The sequence below is a fragment of the Nostoc sp. UHCC 0251 genome, assembly GCF_034932245.1.
Lineage (GTDB): Bacteria > Cyanobacteriota > Cyanobacteriia > Cyanobacteriales > Nostocaceae > Nostoc.
The window spans coordinates 13,378-31,020 of record NZ_JAYGHD010000040.1 but is presented as its reverse complement, the minus strand read 5'-3'; the positions used below and the strand labels follow the sequence as shown (position 1 = coordinate 31,020).

Annotated in this window: 16 protein-coding genes; 12 read left to right on the top strand and 4 right to left on the bottom strand. The window is 42.1% G+C overall.

Annotated features, from left to right (window positions below; translation table 11 throughout):
• Window positions 1-267 precede the first annotated feature (267 nt).
• A complete protein-coding gene (locus VB740_RS07765) occupies window positions 268-1,173 on the top strand; it encodes an amino acid ABC transporter substrate-binding protein (RefSeq protein ID WP_323199469.1) in 906 nt (301 codons plus the stop codon).
• Between the two features lie 310 nt (window positions 1,174-1,483).
• On the opposite strand, the gene VB740_RS07760 is transcribed toward VB740_RS07765, so the two are convergent.
• The 4 genes from VB740_RS07760 to VB740_RS07745 form a co-directional block, all read right to left on the bottom strand.
• Entirely contained in the window at window positions 1,484-1,849 is a 366-nt protein-coding gene (locus VB740_RS07760) for a hypothetical protein (RefSeq protein WP_323199468.1), read from the bottom strand.
• A 290-nt stretch (window positions 1,850-2,139) separates the two neighbouring features.
• Window positions 2,140-2,931, bottom strand: a complete 792-nt coding sequence (locus VB740_RS07755; protein WP_323199467.1) for an SIMPL domain-containing protein — start codon at window positions 2,929-2,931, stop codon at window positions 2,140-2,142.
• Between the two features lie 219 nt (window positions 2,932-3,150).
• Entirely contained in the window at window positions 3,151-3,528 is a 378-nt protein-coding gene (locus VB740_RS07750; RefSeq protein WP_323199466.1) for a hypothetical protein, read from the bottom strand.
• Window positions 3,529-4,036: 508 nt separating this feature from the next.
• A complete protein-coding gene (locus VB740_RS07745; RefSeq protein ID WP_323199465.1) occupies window positions 4,037-5,125 on the bottom strand; it encodes an NAD(P)/FAD-dependent oxidoreductase in 1,089 nt (362 codons plus the stop codon).
• Window positions 5,126-5,259: 134 nt separating this feature from the next.
• On the opposite strand from VB740_RS07745, the gene VB740_RS07740 reads away from it, so the two are divergent.
• From VB740_RS07740 to arsB, 11 genes are all read left to right on the top strand, one after another.
• Window positions 5,260-6,102, top strand: coding sequence for a hypothetical protein (locus VB740_RS07740; protein ID WP_323199464.1), 843 nt, complete (start codon window positions 5,260-5,262; stop codon window positions 6,100-6,102).
• The gene (locus tag VB740_RS07735; RefSeq protein WP_323199463.1) at window positions 6,084-7,400 is read left to right on the top strand and encodes an O-antigen ligase family protein; all 1,317 of its coding nucleotides are present in this window, start codon (window positions 6,084-6,086) and stop codon (window positions 7,398-7,400) included. The genes VB740_RS07740 and VB740_RS07735 overlap by 19 nt, the downstream gene beginning before the upstream one ends.
• 315 nt (window positions 7,401-7,715) lie before the next feature.
• Window positions 7,716-8,234, top strand: coding sequence for a hypothetical protein (locus tag VB740_RS07730; protein WP_323199462.1), 519 nt, complete (start codon window positions 7,716-7,718; stop codon window positions 8,232-8,234).
• Window positions 8,235-8,616: 382 nt separating this feature from the next.
• On the top strand, window positions 8,617-9,138 hold the full coding sequence (locus VB740_RS07725; protein WP_323199461.1) for a Ycf51 family protein: 522 nt from the start codon (window positions 8,617-8,619) through the stop codon (window positions 9,136-9,138).
• A 654-nt stretch (window positions 9,139-9,792) separates the two neighbouring features.
• Complete coding sequence (locus VB740_RS07720) at window positions 9,793-10,983, top strand: iron-containing alcohol dehydrogenase family protein (protein ID WP_323199460.1); 1,191 nt, start codon at window positions 9,793-9,795, stop codon at window positions 10,981-10,983.
• The gene (locus tag VB740_RS07715) at window positions 10,980-12,191 is read left to right on the top strand and encodes an aspartate aminotransferase (RefSeq protein ID WP_323199458.1); all 1,212 of its coding nucleotides are present in this window, start codon (window positions 10,980-10,982) and stop codon (window positions 12,189-12,191) included. The genes VB740_RS07720 and VB740_RS07715 overlap by 4 nt, the downstream gene beginning before the upstream one ends.
• A 30-nt stretch (window positions 12,192-12,221) precedes the next feature.
• The gene (locus tag VB740_RS07710; protein ID WP_323199457.1) at window positions 12,222-12,545 is read left to right on the top strand and encodes a metalloregulator ArsR/SmtB family transcription factor; all 324 of its coding nucleotides are present in this window, start codon (window positions 12,222-12,224) and stop codon (window positions 12,543-12,545) included.
• Between the two features lie 191 nt (window positions 12,546-12,736).
• Window positions 12,737-13,795: a PstS family phosphate ABC transporter substrate-binding protein gene (locus VB740_RS07705; RefSeq protein WP_323199456.1), complete on the top strand. Its 1,059-nt coding sequence runs from the start codon at window positions 12,737-12,739 to the stop codon at window positions 13,793-13,795.
• Window positions 13,796-13,946: 151 nt separating this feature from the next.
• The gene (locus VB740_RS07700) at window positions 13,947-14,996 is read left to right on the top strand and encodes an ArsJ-associated glyceraldehyde-3-phosphate dehydrogenase (RefSeq protein WP_323199455.1); all 1,050 of its coding nucleotides are present in this window, start codon (window positions 13,947-13,949) and stop codon (window positions 14,994-14,996) included.
• A 138-nt stretch (window positions 14,997-15,134) separates the two neighbouring features.
• A complete protein-coding gene (gene arsJ / locus VB740_RS07695) occupies window positions 15,135-16,397 on the top strand; it encodes an organoarsenical effux MFS transporter ArsJ (RefSeq protein WP_323199454.1) in 1,263 nt (420 codons plus the stop codon).
• A gap of 101 nt (window positions 16,398-16,498) precedes the next feature.
• On the top strand, window positions 16,499-17,635 hold the full coding sequence (gene arsB / locus VB740_RS07690) for an ACR3 family arsenite efflux transporter (RefSeq protein ID WP_323199453.1): 1,137 nt from the start codon (window positions 16,499-16,501) through the stop codon (window positions 17,633-17,635).
• Window positions 17,636-17,643: the final 8 nt, after the last annotated feature.

Below are 17,643 nucleotides of genomic sequence, written 5' to 3'. Positions count from 1 at the left end.
ACCTTGTAGAGACGTAGCACTGCTACGTCTCTACATCCATTTTCGGAGATGTCTATTCATCCAACAAAGCCAAATAAAGCTCCAAACCCAGTTTCTGTAACTTGTTTAGAAGTTGGCTGAAATTTTTCTTTGACCAGTTTCATGAAGGAACTTTAATGTAAAGAATAGTTACTAAATAACCTTACTATGTACTCGATAGTGATACCTTTTTGAGCTTGATATATAAATCAGAGTTGATTTTTGAAAAAACGACCTATTCTAAAGCTTATGTATAAAAAAATTGCTATTCCTATTTTAAGTCTCATGTTTGTAACACTCATGCCTAATGTGGTAGCTGCTGAGACTGTGATGCAGAAAGTAGCCAGAACAGGGGTATTAACAGCTGGTACGAGTAGAGATGCACTACCTTTTGCCTATGTGGATAGTCAAGGAAACTTAAATGGCTATTCTGTAGATATGCTGACTCTGATTAAAAAGCAATTAGAAAAAGAACTAGGAAAAAAAATTAAACTGCAATTAGTTGGTCTTAGCCCCTCTGAGCGGATTCCTAAAATAGTTAATCAACAAGTTGATATTGTGTGTGATGCTAGTAGTTTTACATGGAAGCGAGATAAAAAAGTAGACTTTTCTGTTAGCTACGGTGTGACTGGAACCCAATTATTAGTTAAGAAAGGAAGTAATCTAGATTCCCCTGAATCCCTTATTGGTAAGAGAATTGGGGTGCTGGCGGGAACCACAAATGAGCAGGCGATCGCTCGTGTACAACCTCAAGCTAAACTGGTATATTTTAAAACTAGGGCGGAGGGATACACAGCTTTGCAAGAAGATACTATTGATGCTTTTTCATCCGATAGCATTCTTTTAGAGGGATGGTTGCAACAGCAAAAAAATCCAGATGCTTTTGCAATCGTACCCGGTCGTCCCTATTCACGAGAAGGTATCGCTTGCATGGTGCCAGAAAATAACTCGAAATTCTTAGATACAGTCAACTATTCTCTGGTTAAGTTCATGCAAGGATTCGTCAATGGTAATCAGCGATATGTCGCTATTTTTGACCGTTGGTTTGGGCCTCAAAGCGCTGTAGCGCTCAATCGAGATTTACGTGATTTGGTAGTGGAAACTATGCAATTGGTCATAGAATTTCGTGAGGAAATTCCCAAAAGTGACCTGTGATATCGTGTCCGGTTAAAAAGTTATCATTAAGACCGCAGTTCTTGCTGGGAGCAGGGGGAAAGAGGGTTTCCCGATTTTTGCACAGATGTGGGAATTATAACTAATTAGCCGGACATGATATGAAATAATGGGCTTTCCCCACAAAATTATCTAGCTAACTATTCGTAACAAGTTTTTGCACAACCAAACCTGAAAATTAATGCCCAATTCCCTATTTTAAGTAGGCCGAAAACTTTTGCAATGTCTACAAAACAGTAATTAGGATTTACGCATAAAGATTCTCTGGGAAAATTGGGTGTAAAGTTTACTATTAACGTTGCCAATCATACATTAATCGTCCATGACGATCGCGCACAAGTTCCCATTCTCCACGACGATATGGTTGTCCATGATAACGTACAGAACGATAGCGTCGTCTGTAATGATGTCTTCGATTCCGCTGGCGTTGATAATAATATTGTCTGGTTCTTTGCCGTCTATGGTAACGTCGTCGAGTCCGTCGGTGAGCTAACAAAAGCTCTTCACTTTGCTCCCCAACTACTTTTGTCTGTGCGTCAAGACTCTGTTCATTAAGAACATTATTTAGAGTATTATCCTTGGCTTCAGCCAAAGTAGGTGGATACATGAAGGCTAATAGCAGGAACACTATTGAGGATAGCTTTTTGAAACGGATCACGTCTTTGCTTTTCCTAAAGTATTGGTAATCATTTTATTTAATACTTAAGTTGAGCAACTATATAGTTCAGAATCCACAAAATTGAGTAATGTGAAAGTAATAGATTTACTTATATTAAATGTGAAAAAGTTCGAGTTTAACAACTTTAGATCAACATTTTTTTAATTGCTTGAGGTCAGCTTGTTTACGGGTTTGACTTTCAACTACTATCCAACGTGTATGTCGCCATAATTGCTACAACATGAGGCGATACGGTATCCCAGTAATAAACTAGAGACAAAAGAATCTGCTTATTTCGTTGTATATGTCACAAAAATATCCTTTTTCATCTCTACTTCTGCTGGGGCGTCTGGATTATAAGCTGGTGATGATAAAAAACTAGCAAAAGACGGTAAAGGAACTCCAGTTTTAGAACTACATGAGGGATACAATAATGTATAAAATGGTTCAGCTACAGAAGGAATACCAAGTTTAACGCCCATAGCAGTTGCTAATGCCTGAGCACGACTTTGAGCGTCTTTCATAGCTGATTGATAAACTGAACTCTGCAAAGCTTGACAGTCATTTACTGCATACTCAACGCCTACGTTTTTGACAGAAAGATTTTCAATTTGGCTCGTTGTTTTGTTCGCTGTAGCAACAATTTCCTGGATGCGATCGCGTGTTGGTTTTTCCAGTTTTACCAATATCTTGGCGTTATCTGCACTGGGATTAGCATTAATTTGCACTTGAATTTTATCAGCCCTAATTCCTTTTGCAACTAGGCTATTAACTACAGGCTGGAGAGTTGCTTTAGTTAGGGATTTTGGGTTTGGTAAAGATTCTGCTGCTATTTTGTAATTTAAGAGTAAAGTCCGTGACGACAAACGACGGGCTTCAGGTAGGGCTGATGGTTGCGTTTCTAACTGATCATTGCTCACTTCCCTACTGAATACTAATTCAATATCGGCTGTATCTGCTGGCACTCTCACCACCCCTTGACCGATTACCATTAATGAATGGCGATCGCTTGCTGGTGGATAAAATAATTGGGCATTAGTGACTTTAGGTGTTAATGCTCCCACCCCGATAGTCACAGTCATACTTACTAACATTAGAGCAGTTATTTTTCTCATGTCCTGGGAATGTCCTTTGAACCTAGTAATTGTCAAAGTTTACACCTCAAGAGCAATATACTGAAAAAATCTTGAGCTATTCCCACGCCCTTGACACTGACTTTAGTCGGGGGATTAGCTCAAAAATTAAAAGTTCACTGCGGGCATTACGATATCTCAGCAGAGAGCTAAATCTTGTTAAAACTATTAACCAAACCAGTGAGAGGGTTCACAAGCTGGTTGAACTGTTTCACAAACACTATCGCTAATCCAATCTGACTTTTCTTGAACGATTAAACAAATGCCTTGGTGAATCAAATTCTGGAGGTGTAGTTGCTGCTCTAAAGGTTTCCGAGGCAATTTGTAGTAAGCAAAGCTTCCTTCTTCAGCCTCCGCTAGCGGAATATGTCCATCAGACATGGCGCTGTAGAAAGACGGAATGCGGTTGAGGACGAAAGCAATTAACTCTTGGCGTAAGTCAGGAATTGCAAAGGCTTGTTGATATGGATGGTATGGATATGTATCCAAAACGCTTTCAATTTCTCCTACTATTGATTGCTGTGTTAAATTGACTACCGTTTGCATGATTTTTAAACTCCTTTTTTAATCCAGTCAATGATTGGTGGAGAAAACAACTTTTTTAGATGGCAACTTCGTCATGACAATCAGTTAGAAATAATTTAACTGATTGGATGAAATAGACCCTAAAGCTAGCCTTTTGTCTTGGTAGAATATCAAACATTTAGCTTTGCTTCTTTGAGTTAAAAGTTATACTGCTTCACAGTATGACTTATTAAAACAGCGTCCCTAAGCTGGTAATTTGCCGACATTTTATATTTATAGTCTTAATTATTTCAAATTTCTGCTTTTTTGGCAGAAATCTACATAAAATGCAGCATTAAGGCTAGGGGATCAAGATTAACCGCAATAAAACAACTTAAATTATGAACAAGTTTTTAATGAAGTTAACCTTTCTTGGTAATTCACATGACTTTTTAGAGTTGCGGCACAATTTGCTGTTTCATCTAAAAAACTTATTTGTTGCACGTTGAGTTATTAAGTCATCAAAATAGCAACTCACTAGAGGGCAAAATCAGTCTAGCGACAGATGAGGGGATCGGACAAAAACGTTTAGAAAGTTCACATTATCTAAAGGTAGATGACGCAACTGATTATTAATTTCATCAGCCGCAGCTAATCCAGAAAGCATCGCACCTTCAGCAAGATTGCCGCCGCACCAATCACCACAGCAAACTAAAGGTAAGGGAGTTCCGGCAGATAAAAAAGCTTCGTGCCAAGGATGGCTAGGAAAGGCATAACGCCAACGATGTACTTGCATCCATTCAGGAGTATTCAGCCAAGGAAGGAACAAAGATTCAGCTGCTCGTTGCAACATATACTGTCCGGCAGGTTGTAAATCCTGGGATTCTAGATGGCGTTGGGCGAAATCAGCGCTACTTTGCACTACAAAATGTGGTTGTTGAGGGTTAAGACGCTTGCTGCTGTCTAAACCAATCCATGCTAAATCGATATCATCCACAAAAGTTAGAGCTTTCCACTGAGGAAGAGGTTGGGAAGTGGGAAGATATCCAGCGATCGCACTAATTGAGGGATAGAATTCTACAGAACGCAATTTATCAAGAAACGCTATATCCAATACACTTTCACCCAAAGGTTCCAACAGCATCACAGCTTGGGGTGCAGGAATGGCCACGACTATAGCTTTTGCAGTTAATTCTTCGTTGCTAGATTCGAGAGTCAAACGCCAATTATTTTCGGGAGTTGGGGTAATCGCAATGACACGTTGATTAAGTAATATTTCTAAACCTGGGGCGAGGGATTTAGCGATCGCACTCATTCCTTCAGGTGCAACATATCGCGGACTGCGGTTGTTGGGTTCAGATAAAGGAGCACCTGCTGTGAGTTCGTAAACCTCCTCTGTCCAAACTTCAAGGATATGGCGCGATCGCAATATCTCTACAAAACGTCTAAATAATTCACCCTTTGGCTTCAGGTAGCAAGCCCCATGATCAGCGCAAGTTCCATGCAAGCGGCGTGTAGCCAGCCTTCCTCCTAAACCACGGGACTTTTCCACCACTAGCACCGAATATCCAGCTTGACTTAACTGCTGGGCGCAGACTAAACCGGCCATTCCGGCACCAATCACTGCAATATCAGTCATGAGTTAATATTCCCTAGTCATTGGTTATTTATTAGTCATTAGTTATCATCAAAGGACAAAATTACTACTAATGACTGCTGAAAGCTAATAGTAGAATAAGGTACAGAAAGCTGCACGGAAGGGAGGATGGGAAATTGGATGAAATGAGGGCGGCGCTAGAGTTAGCGACCGAAGAGGAATTGCAAGATTTAACGGCAATTTTATTTAGTCGTAAGTTCAATCCCCTAGACTATGTACACACACCCGAACCCATCGAAGTACAAAGCCAAGACCGCAAAGCTTGGTTAGACGCACTAGAGGGTCGCTTTCGCTTTTTGGCGGCAGATGGGATGACAGTATTACGGGGACGCACAGGCCAGGTAACTTACCGAGAAGCGTTAGTTCAAGTCTGTAAGTATCTAAAGATTGCTTATTCTAATCAGCTGGCAACCATTGATTTAGAAGCAGAAGTATTTTTGCATCTGCTAGGACAGGTGTGGAAAAAATTGCCTGAACAGGAAAAGCAAAAATTGACTGTACAGATACAGCGTCAGCTTGTCAAATCAGAACTCAAACAACCGCTACCACTTTTATTGCAGCGTGACCCCTTGGGGTTACTTTTCAAAGGCGGTAGTGCGATCGCAGTTACTTCCATGCTCCAACCACTTGTACTTAAGCAAATTGCCCGTCAATTTGCAATCCACTTTGCTACCTATGAAGTTGCCAAACAAGCTGCGATTAAAGGCTCACAAGCCGCTACAACCCAATTCCAAGGCTATGTAGCTATGCAAATGGCGCAACGGGGTATGACTGTAAGTGCAGCTCGTTATGGGGCAGCCCGCACTATGTTTGCCGTGATTGGGCCAATGATGTGGACTTGGTTTTTTGCAGATTTAGGGTGGAGAGCGATCGCTACTAACTACGGTCGGGTCATCCCTACTATTTTCGCTTTAGCTCAAATTCGCCTCACTCGTGAGGAATGTTGGGAGCCAGCTTGAACAAGGTTTTTGACTATTTCAAGTCTCGTTGGCAATCTTCTTGGAACTACTCTCTATGGGCACTGTTAATCTTCCCATTGAGTCCTTTATTGGGGGCTGTGACTCTAGGTTTTGTATCATTAATAACTTGGCTGAAACAATACCGCAAAATTAGTCGCCGCCCTCTCAACTGGGGATTTGCCCTTTTGAGTGTATTGCTGATTATCAGTGCTGGGTTCGCCGATGACAAGACAGCAGCTTTCCTCGGCTTATTTAATTTATTACCATTCTTTTTATTTTTTGCTGCCCACAGCGCTCTGATTCAAACATTTACCCAATTACGGCAAATGGCTTGGATTTTGGTGATCGGTTCCATGCCGGTAGTAATTATTGGCTTGGGACAGTTATTTTTAGGCTGGAGTTTGAAATTAGAGATTTTGTGGGTTGTCCTAGCTTGGACAATCAGACCAGGAGGAAATCCGCCCGGTCGCATCGCTTCACTCTTTTTGCACGCTAACACCTTCGCAGCTTATCTAACAATAGTTTTCATCCTTGCTCTAGGGTTGTGGCTAGAACAATGGCGATTGGGTATTAGTAAGAATTCAGTCCCCTTTCTCTTCCTAACTGTGGCGGTAATCACAAATTTCATCGCCTTGATTTTCACCAATTCACGCAATGGGTGGGCGATCGCTATTTTTGCTTGTTTAGCTTATGCACTCTACCAAGGTTGGCGCATTCTTGTGGGTGGCGTCGTTGCGATCGTTTCTAGTGTGCTTTTGGCAGCTTTTGCTCCCTCGCCAGTAGCTCAATTTTTTCGTCAGTATGTTCCTGCCTTCTTTTGGGCAAGATTAAATGACGACATGTATCCAGATAGACCAGTCGCTTTAATGCGAAAAACTCAGTGGGAATTTGCCTGGTATTTAGCTCAGGAACATCCTTGGACTGGCTGGGGGTTACGCAGTTTTAGTGGACTCTACAAAGCCAAGATGCAGATTCCCTTAGGTCATCCCCATAACTTATTTTTGATGTTATCTGCTGAAACTGGTTTTCCCAGCGCTCTTTTATTTTGTGGCTTAGTCGCTTGGATTTTGATTACAAGCGTCCAATTACTACGAAAGTCAAAATATATAAATACAGCAGACAGATTTATATTTTTCAGTTATCTTCTAGCTTTTGTTGGTTGGGTTCTATTGAATACAGTAGATGTAACCCTCTTCGATTTTCGTTTGAATGTGTTTTCATGGTTAATTTTGGCTGCTATTTGTGGAGTGGTACATCGTTATAACGAACAGCACAGGCTTGCATCTCATCCAAATTAGTCAGTAAATGACAAACAGCAAGTTAAAATATCCATTAGATAATTTTCAGTGTATGCACTGGGGACATTTAGAGTTTCAAGTTAATAAGATTACTATATTCACGTCTGTGAGTGTGACTAATACCTAATTAGTCACTGTTGCTGATTGTTGGGAAGGTGTAGGGACAACCCTTAGGGGTTTTCCTGCATGACGGGCATCTCTTGTAGATGCCCTTTTGTATATCTATTATTTTTCTTCAGTTAAGCACAATTTTAAAAATATTGAATTTGACGGAATATCTGAAAAATTTTTATCTTTTATAGAGGAATATAAAACATGGTTACTGAAATTAAGCTAGGTCTTTGTAACCCGCCAGAACCTATCTATTTGCATGTGAAAAGCGGAGAATTAAACGGAGAATCGTACCTATGGTATAACTACGATATAAATAATGATCAAACTGTTCCTGTCCACCAAACAGGGCTAACTGGGTATATATCTGAACTGAAATTAAAAACGACAGAATTCAAGGGAAAGGACAACGTTAAGTTACACATCGTTGTTAGGGCGGATGAAGTTTATGTTGTTAGGACTGGGATAGAAACGAACTTTGCTAAAAGTTTCCTTTTAGCTGCATCATGTGTCCAGGACTTTTCCAAGCCCCTGATTATCGCTGCAATTGCTGGAAAAGAGAATGTGGTTTTTTGTAACCTCTACGACGCGGCGACTAAAACCAGAATTCGCTCTGAATGGAACAAAGATGCTGATTGGACATCAATTATTGATAGTGTTCAAAACAAGTTGCAGACATCTCAACATTCCCATATTGCCTCTGGAGAGCCAATACTATTCTAGAAAAGTTGGGGCGTTGCTGATTCCATGTATGAAAATAATTTTGCATAATACCAAAATCCTTGTAGAGACGTAGCACTGCTACGTCTCTATTTAATATCGTTCAGTCCATTTAAGTGGACTTGGGCTATGAGCCGCTGAACTTTATTTCTGGGCGGGATGTCGGTAAGTGTGACAATTTAACTCTGACAAAAATCTAGGTAAAAGAGTTGAAACTTATATGGACAGCACTTGTGTTTACACCTTAGCCTAAAAGGAGAGAGAGCAAAATTGTACCTTACTGGGTCGAGAATCGCTATATGCAACCTCACAGGTAATCGGTGCAAGCTCTCGGTAAAATGGGTGTGTCGGTAACGAAAAAAAAGACGCATCTATAACCAACCTTATGCTCACAACAGCTAATTTTCTTCAGTACACCCAATGGTCAGGTATAGCTACCTTGGTATTTGCTGCCTTAACAGTTTTGGCTTTTATTCTCAAATGGGGTTTCCGCTTTCGCCTGGTGGGTACGACTGGCTTTATGCTGGTGCTGACAAGTGGTTTATTTGCACTCTCGATAGTCCCTTTGAGTCGGACTGTGATTCCAGGAGCAGCCCGATACACTCTAGTTTATGACAATGGGTCAACCCAAGCGGTGATTGCCACATCACCTCAAATTACGCCCACACAATTAGAAGCAACTTTACGTCAAGCAGTTAGTAATTTGTTTTCTTCTGGTCGCTCAGGTACACGGCAAGAGGACAAGTTGACAGTTCGCGCTCGTACCATTATCCACCCGGAACCAGGGACTTCTGTACCAGTTTACTTGGGTGAGGCCAAGCGATCGCTTGTTTCTCGTGAAAATTCTGCGATCGCAATCGAAATTTACACAGAAAAATTCGCCCAATTACCAAAACCTACCGCTTAAGAGGCAGGGGGCAGGGGGAATTTTTCTACAAGTTTCTCCTTGTCCCCTCTGTCTCATGCAAAAGAACAAAAATAATTTACCTGTTATCAGGATGACATAATTTATTTTGTATTTACCGATACATTAATAGTTATTTTTAGATTAAAATATTCACACTTTTAGTGGTTACACTGTGGAAAAAAGTTAATTAGCGTGCGGATAATGGGTGCTGGCAGTTGTGATTTCTCAGTTGTTATCCTAATTACCACTGTTGACATTTTCACAAGTCTTTGCAGCAAATAAATCAGCTGTGGGGATGTACAGATAGATGTAAACCCCTACACACCTATCTGTAGTTGGAATGGCCATTATTGACACATTATTCAGTTCTCAATGACTTTTCTTGAGAATCTGAGAGTGGTAAGTTAATTAATTATACGGTTATTCAAAACTTTGATAGTTCGGAATTTCAGGCTAATGAACATCACAGATTCAAGCAACGTCGTCAAACTGCTTAACCAGTTGGCGATGGGCTTTGTATTTTTCATTAGCTCGGTAAAACTTAGTTGAGCCAGATCCAAGCTTGTAGCCATCCTGAAAAAAGCGTGGCAACAAGTATCTTTGGCTGCAAGTCTATTAGATTAAGAAATATCAAGTTTTGGCAAACTAGATTATATGTCTAACCAACTTTCTACTCAACCTTCCTTGTCTACTCAAACCTCTAGTTCGTTATTTACGCTCACAGTTGCCCCTGCAAAAGTCATCCGTGGTTCTGGGGTGTTGCAAGCAGCCGCAGCAGAGATCGCCTGCTTGGGAAGTCGTCCCTTAATTGTGGCAGGTGAGTCTACTCTCGCCATCAGCCGAAAGAATTTGCAACCGATTTTAGAAACGCAACAGTTACATACTATCCAAGCTTCTTATGGTGCAGATTGCTGTGAAGCTAGCCTGAAAACTTTACAGAAAACGGCAAAAGAACATAAAGCTGATGTAATTATTGGCGTTGGTGGTGGCAAAGCCTTAGATACAGCGAAATTACTCGCACAGCAATTACAGTTGCCAGTGGTGACAATTCCGACATCAGGATCTACCTGTGCAGCTTGGAGTGCCCTGTCAAATGTTTATTCGGAAGAAGGGGCGTTTCTCTACGATGTGGGGCTGTCTCGTTGTCCCGATTTATTGATACTTGATTATGACTTGATTAAAACTGCACCACAAAGGACTTTAGTAGCCGGAATTGGTGATGCGATCGCTAAGTGGTATGAAGCCTCAGTGAGTAGCGGGCATTTGCAAGACACTTTAATTATTGCTGCGGTGCAACAAGCACGAGTTTTGCGAGATATCCTCTTGCAAAAGTCAGCCGCCGCGCTGAAGGAACCAGGTAGTGAGGTTTGGCGAGAAGTCGTAGACGCCACTATTTTATTAGCTGGGGTAGTTGGGGGACTTGGAGGAGCGCAGTGTCGTACAGTTGCGGCCCATGCCGTGCATAATGGTTTAACTCATATTTCAGGACATGGCAGTATTCATGGCGAAAAAGTTGCTTTTGGAATTTTGGCGCAACTGCGTTTAGAAGAAATGCTACAAGGCAATCAACTAGCCGCATCAGCACGGCAACAGTTGTTAAAGTTCTACACAGAAATTGGACTACCCCAAAAATTAAGTGATTTGGGATTGGGCAATATTACATTAGGCGAGTTGCAAACAGCCGCCGAAATTGCTCTAGTTCCTAATTCTGACATCCACCGACTACCATTTAAAGTCGCGCCAGAACAGCTAATGGCGGCAATGGTTTCCACCACTGCACCCATAGATAGTAGAGATATGAATCGAGTTTCGCCCAAGGGAATGAGTGACGAGGTTGAAGCATGAGTTTAGATTGGATTGTTCCAGCAGAACGTATACAAAAACTGCCACCCTATGTATTTGCCCGTTTAGATGAACTGAAAGCTAAAGCACGGGAACAAGGGTTAGATTTAATTGATTTGGGGATGGGAAACCCTGATGGTGCAACACCAGCACCAGTTGTAGAAGCTGCGATCGCCGCCTTGAAAGATCCCGCCAATCACGGTTATCCTCCTTTTGAAGGCACTGCTAGTTTCCGCCGGGCGATCACCAACTGGTATCATCGCCGTTATGGTGTGGTTCTCGATCCCGATAGCGAAGCTTTACCATTGCTGGGTTCTAAAGAAGGATTAACCCATTTAGCACTTGCCTACGTTAACCCTGGCGATTTAGTTCTAGTTCCTTCCCCAGCTTATCCCGCCCATTTTCGGGGCCCTGCGATCGCAGGCGGCAAAATCCACAGCTTGATCCTCAAACCAGAGAATGACTGGTTAATCGATTTAGCTGCGATTCCTGACGAGGTTGCAAGACAAGCGAAAATTCTCTATTTCAACTATCCCAGCAATCCTACCGCCGCTACCGCACCCCGTGAATTTTTTGAAGAAATTGTCGCCTTTGCCCGCAAATATGAAATTCTGTTGGTGCATGATTTGTGTTATGCCGAGTTAGCTTTTGATGGTTATCAACCCACTAGCTTGCTAGAAATTCCCGGCGCGAAAGATATTGGTGTAGAATTTCATACCTTATCTAAAACCTACAATATGGCTGGTTGGCGTGTTGGGTTTGTGGTGGGGAACCGCCATGTAATTCAAGGTTTACGGACACTAAAAACTAACTTGGATTACGGTATTTTTTCCGCCTTACAAACAGCAGCTGAAACCGCTTTGCAACTGCCAGATGTGTATTTGCATGAAGTACAACAACGCTACCGTACCCGCCGCGATTTCCTCATTAACGGGTTAGGAGAATTGGGTTGGGATATCCCCAAAACTAAGGCGACGATGTATCTGTGGGTGAAGTGCCCTGTAGGAATGGGTTCCACAGATTTTGCCTTGAATGTGTTGCAGCAAACAGGCGTTGTAGTTACCCCAGGTAATGCCTTTGGGGTTGCAGGTGAGGGTTATGTCAGGATAAGTTTGATTGCCGACTGCGATCGCTTGGGTGAAGCTTTACATCGCTTCAAGCAAGCCGGCATCCGCTATCAACCTGAAGCTGTAGTCTCTGCTTCACAATAGAGATAGCATAACCTTATCAAAATCTGATTCATGCAAACCCCCTCTGCTACTATTCCTCATTTAATTGCTGCTGGCTTTCATGCTCTTTCTGATCCACTCAGGATTAGTGTGCTGGAACTCCTCCGAAAGCGAGAATTATGTGTATGTGATTTGTGCGACGCCTTGGGGGTAAATCAGTCAAAACTATCTTTTCACCTGAAAACCCTCAAGGAAGCTGGCTTAGTTAACTCCCGTCAGGAAGGGCGCTGGATTTATTACAGTTTGAATCTGTCCCAATTTAGTGTTTTAGAGGAATATCTGGCAGATTTTAGCCATAATTCTGTAATTTCATCTGCCCGTTCCTGCTGCGATTAAGAAAGAGTTTAGAGCTTTAAGCCCTAGAAATGTCAACTACGACTGATTCCGTTGGCGCTGAATTAATTTATTTAATGCATCAAGTTTTTTTGATGAATTTTTATGTATAGTGCTATGCTTTATATTGACACATCAAGTTTTTTTGAAATGATATAAACATACTTTCAAAATTACCCATCAAGGTGAGGTCAATGAACGCAATAGCAAAGAAATTAGCTCTCGTATTTGGAGTTTTGGCTTTTGCGACAAGTTGCACAGCCACATCCAATTCATCTACTCAAACTCAGTCGTTGCCAAAGGTTACAGAAGTAACTGATGCGACAAAGGTGAGGGCGATCAAGATTGATGGTTCTAGCACAGTGTATCCGATCACCGAAGCGATCGCTAACCAGTTTCAACAAAACAAGGAGCAGTACAAAGGGCAAGTTGTACTAAACTTTTCCGGTACTAGCGCGGGGTTTAAGAAATTCTGTAACAAAGAGACAGACATCAGCAACGCCTCGCGTCCCATTTTGAAAGCAGAGATAGAAGCTTGCAACAAAAATGGTGTTAAGTTTATCGAGCTTCCTGTTGCCTTTGATGCGCTGACTGTTGCGGTGAATTCCCAAAATACCTGGGCAAAAGATATTACTGTAGCTGAATTGAAAAAGCTTTGGGAGCCAAATGCTCAAGGAAAAATCACTCGCTGGAACCAAGTGCGATCGTCTTGGCCTGATCAACCAATTAATCTGTATGGTGCTGGCGGTCAGTCTGGTACTTTTGATTACTTCACAGAAGCTATTGTTGGTAAAACCAGAGCCAGCCGCACTGATTACATCTCCAGTGAAGATGATCTAGTCTTAGTGCGCGGAGTCGGCACAGATCCTAATGCCTTAGGTTATTTCGGGCTTGCTTATTACGAAGACAACAAAAGTCGGTTAAAACCTCTGGCAATTGATAGCGGCAAAGGAGCAGTGTTGCCATCACCTGAAACTGTCGAGAAAGCTGAATATCAGCCACTAGCTCGACCATTGTTAATTTATGTTAATGCTCAATCTCTGCAAAATCAGCCAGAACTAAAAGAATTCGTAGATTATTACCTCAAGTATGCACCAATAACAACTAGTTCGGTTGGGTATGTGCCTTTACCTAGTGAAGCTTATGAATTGGCAGAAAAAAACTTTCAAGCTGGTAAAGAAGGAACAGTATTTGCAGGTAAGGAGCAGATCAACTTCCAAATTAGTGATTTGTTAAAGACACCACAAAAATAGTGGTTTAACTCAAAAATACTGATGTAAAAAAGTTTTGATAGGTTCGTAGTAAGCACTTTAGTGCTTAAAAAATTAAGGGCTGAAGTCCTTACTAAAAACTCACTATGGAATCAGTTTACTGCTACCCATTGATTTAAATAAAGGAAAACTGATGAGAGTACGTGTTGGTATCAATGGATTTGGCAGAATTGGCCGGTTAGCTTTACGGGCTGCGTGGGGTTGGTCAGAGTTAGAGTTTGTCCATATCAATGAGATTAAAGGTGGGGCAGTAACAGCCGCTCATTTGCTCAAATTTGATTCTGTCCACGGGCGTTGGACACCAGAAGTAGAAGCAGAAGCAGAAGGCGGCGATGGCTTTGCCAACGCCAGAGGCGAACGCATCCTCATTGATAGGACACCTTTAAGCTTTAGTGAACATTCCCAACCTGGTGAAGTTCCTTGGGAAGATTTAGGTGTTGATCTCGTGCTGGAATGCTCAGGTAAGTTTAGGACTCCCGCCACCCTTGACCCTTATTTTAAAAGGGGAGTACAGAAGGTAATTGTGGCTGCTCCGGTGAAGGAAGAAGCCTTGAATATTGTTATGGGAGTTAACGACCAACTTTATGAACCAGAAAAGCATCATCTGCTAACTGCGGCTTCTTGTACAACTAACTGTTTAGCTCCAGTAGTGAAGGTGATCCATGAAGGTTTGGGTATTAAGCATGGAATTATAACCACAATCCATGACAACACTAATACTCAAACCATCGTGGATGCCCCTCATAAGGATCTACGCCGCGCCCGGGCTACCAGTCTATCGTTGATTCCTACTACTACTGGATCGGCAACTGCGATCGGATTGATTTATCCCGAACTCAACGGCAAACTCAACGGTTTGGCAGTACGAGTACCCTTACTCAATGCTTCTTTGACAGACTGCGTGTTTGAAGTTGTACGGCCTACCACAGTAGAAAAAATTAACAGCTTACTAAAAGCAGCTTCAGAGCAAGCACCACTCAAAGGGATTCTGGGATATGAAGAACGTCCTTTAGTATCTATCGACTACAAAGACGATCCTCGGTCTTCCATCATTGATGCCCTTTCCACAATGGTGGTAAACGAGACGCAAGTCAAAATACTCGCTTGGTATGACAACGAATGGGGCTATGCCAATCGGATGGTTGAACTCGCCCGTAAGGTGGCTTTGAGTCTGAAGAATTAAAAAAGATTGGGCATTGGTAAGAAGGGCAAAGGGGAATGGGTAAGGGGGAAAAAGTTTATTTCTTCATCCTTTACCCTTTAACCTTTAACCTTTTCCCCTCTTGTTGCTCCCTTGTCTCCCCCACTTCCTCATCTCCTCATGACTTCTTCTACAGCTTCTAGCGCCAACTTCAAAAACTATATCCTAGTCACACTCGCATACTGGGGTTTTACTATCACTGATGGTGCCTTACGAATGCTCGTGTTGCTCTACTTCAACAACATTGGCTATACCCCACTACAAATCGCTTCCTTATTCCTGTTCTATGAAGTCTTCGGAGTTGTCACAAACTTTTTAGGTGGTTGGATTGGTTCCCAGTTAGGTCTGAAAGTAACCCTTTACACCGGCATCGGGCTGCAAGTTTTCTCGATGGTGATGCTTTCATGGCTCAATCCAGATTGGGCGCAGTGGATTGCAGTCGGTTATGTGATGGTGGCACAGGCATTTTCTGGGATTGCCAAAGACTTAACCAAGATGAGTTCTAAGAGCGCTATTCGGTTAGTAGTTCCCCAAGATGCCCAGTCGTCTTTATTTAAGTGGGTAGCAGTTCTAACGGGTTCCAAGAATGCCCTCAAAGGAGTTGGCTTTTTTGTTGGTAGCGCACTTTTGGCTTCAGTTGGCTTCGTCAACTCCTTGTGGATTATGGCAGCGGGACTGTTCTTGATTATGTTCACTGGGCTACTGTTGCCCAAAGGGATGGGCAAAATTAAGAAGAAAGTCAAGTTTAGCCAACTGTTTTCTAAGAGCCAAGAGATTAATATTCTCTCGGCTGCTCGATTCTTTTTATTTGGTTCACGGGATGTCTGGTTTGTTGTGGCATTACCAGTATTTCTACGGGAGATTTTAGGCTGGTCGTTCTATCAGGTTGGTGGATTCTTAGCTTGTTGGGTAATTGGGTATGGACTTGTTCAGTTTCTAGCGCCAACACTGATCCAGCGATTTGGTTCTGGCCGTCCGCCGCAATCAAAGACCATCCAGTTTTGGACATTTACCTTAGTTTTAGTTCCCGGTGCGATCGCTCTTGCTCTGCAAATAGGTATACCTGCAAATATTGCGATCGTTGGCGGACTCCTTATTTTTGGTGTAGTGTTTGCCTTCAACTCAGCAGTTCACTCTTATCTAGTGCTGGCCTTTACTGATGATGACAAGGTAGCGCTGAACGTTGGTTTTTATTACATGGCAAACTCTGGTGGTCGGTTGATAGGTACTGTCTTATCAGGTTTGATATATCAGTTTTTCGGATTAGTTGGCTGTCTGTGGACATCCATGTTCTTTGTACTAGCAGCAGCATTGATTTCTCTGAAGCTACCCGATCCCGAACCCAGCAAAGCAATCGCTTGGAAAGCTGGAGATGGAGATTAGGGCATTGGAAGAGGCAGAGGGTGCAGAGGAGAGGAATTTTCCCCCTGCTTCTTCACTACTCCCCACTCCCCACTCCCCAAAAATATTTCAGGCTTACATTTATGAGTACGAATTCGCAGCCGAATACAGCACAAGCAGGGAGTAATCTCAGTTTTTTTGAAAAATACCTCACCGTTTGGGTATTTCTGTGCATCTTGGCGGGAATTGCACTAGGAAGATTATTTCCACAGGTAGCGGTGACGCTGGATGCGTTGAGTCTCTATCAAGTGTCAATTCCCATTGCAGTATGTCTGTTTTTCATGATGTATCCGATCATGGTAAAAATAGATTTTACTCAAGCTAAAAATGCTATCCGTGCCCCAAAACCTGTAATTCTCACCTTGGTGGTGAATTGGTTGATTAAACCATTCACGATGGTAGTATTTGCCCAATTTTTCTTAGGTTGGTTGTTTCGTCCATTAATTACAGGGACAGAATTAATTCGTGGTGACGAAATAGCGATCGCTAATTCCTACATTGCCGGTACGATTTTACTGGGAATTGCTCCTTGTACTGCAATGGTGTTGCTGTGGGGTTATCTTTCCTATGGCAATCAGGGTCACACTTTGGTGATGGTGGCAGTGAATTCTTTGATGATGCTGTTTTTATATGCACCTTTAGGCAGGTGGTTACTGGCAGCAAATGATTTAATAGTACCGTGGCAAACAATTGTTTTATCAGTACTTATTTATGTTGGGTTGCCATTAGTGGCCGGAATGTATAGCCGTTATTGGATTTTCAAATATAAAGGTAGAGAGTGGTTTGAACGGAGATTTATCAAGTATCTCAGTCCAATTGCTATTACCGCGTTACTGATTACTTTGGTTTTGCTGTTTGCGTTCAAGGGTGAATTAATTGTTAGTAATCCCTTGCACATCTTGTTAATTGCCGTGCCACTATTCATTCAAACTAATTTTATTTTCTTGATTAGTTATGTGGCAGCTTTAAAACTGAATATATCTTATGAGGATGCCGCACCCGCAGCATTAATTGGAGCTAGTAATCACTTTGAAGTTGCGATCGCAACAGCAGTAATGCTCTTTGGCTTAAATTCTGGTGCTGCACTTGCTACAGTGGTAGGTGTTTTAATCGAAGTACCAGTAATGTTGATGCTGGTTGAAGTTTGTAAGCGCACAGCATTTTGGTTCCCACGAGAGCCGGAAAAGGCAACATTGCGAGATCCACGGTGTAATTGCTAATTCGTAAT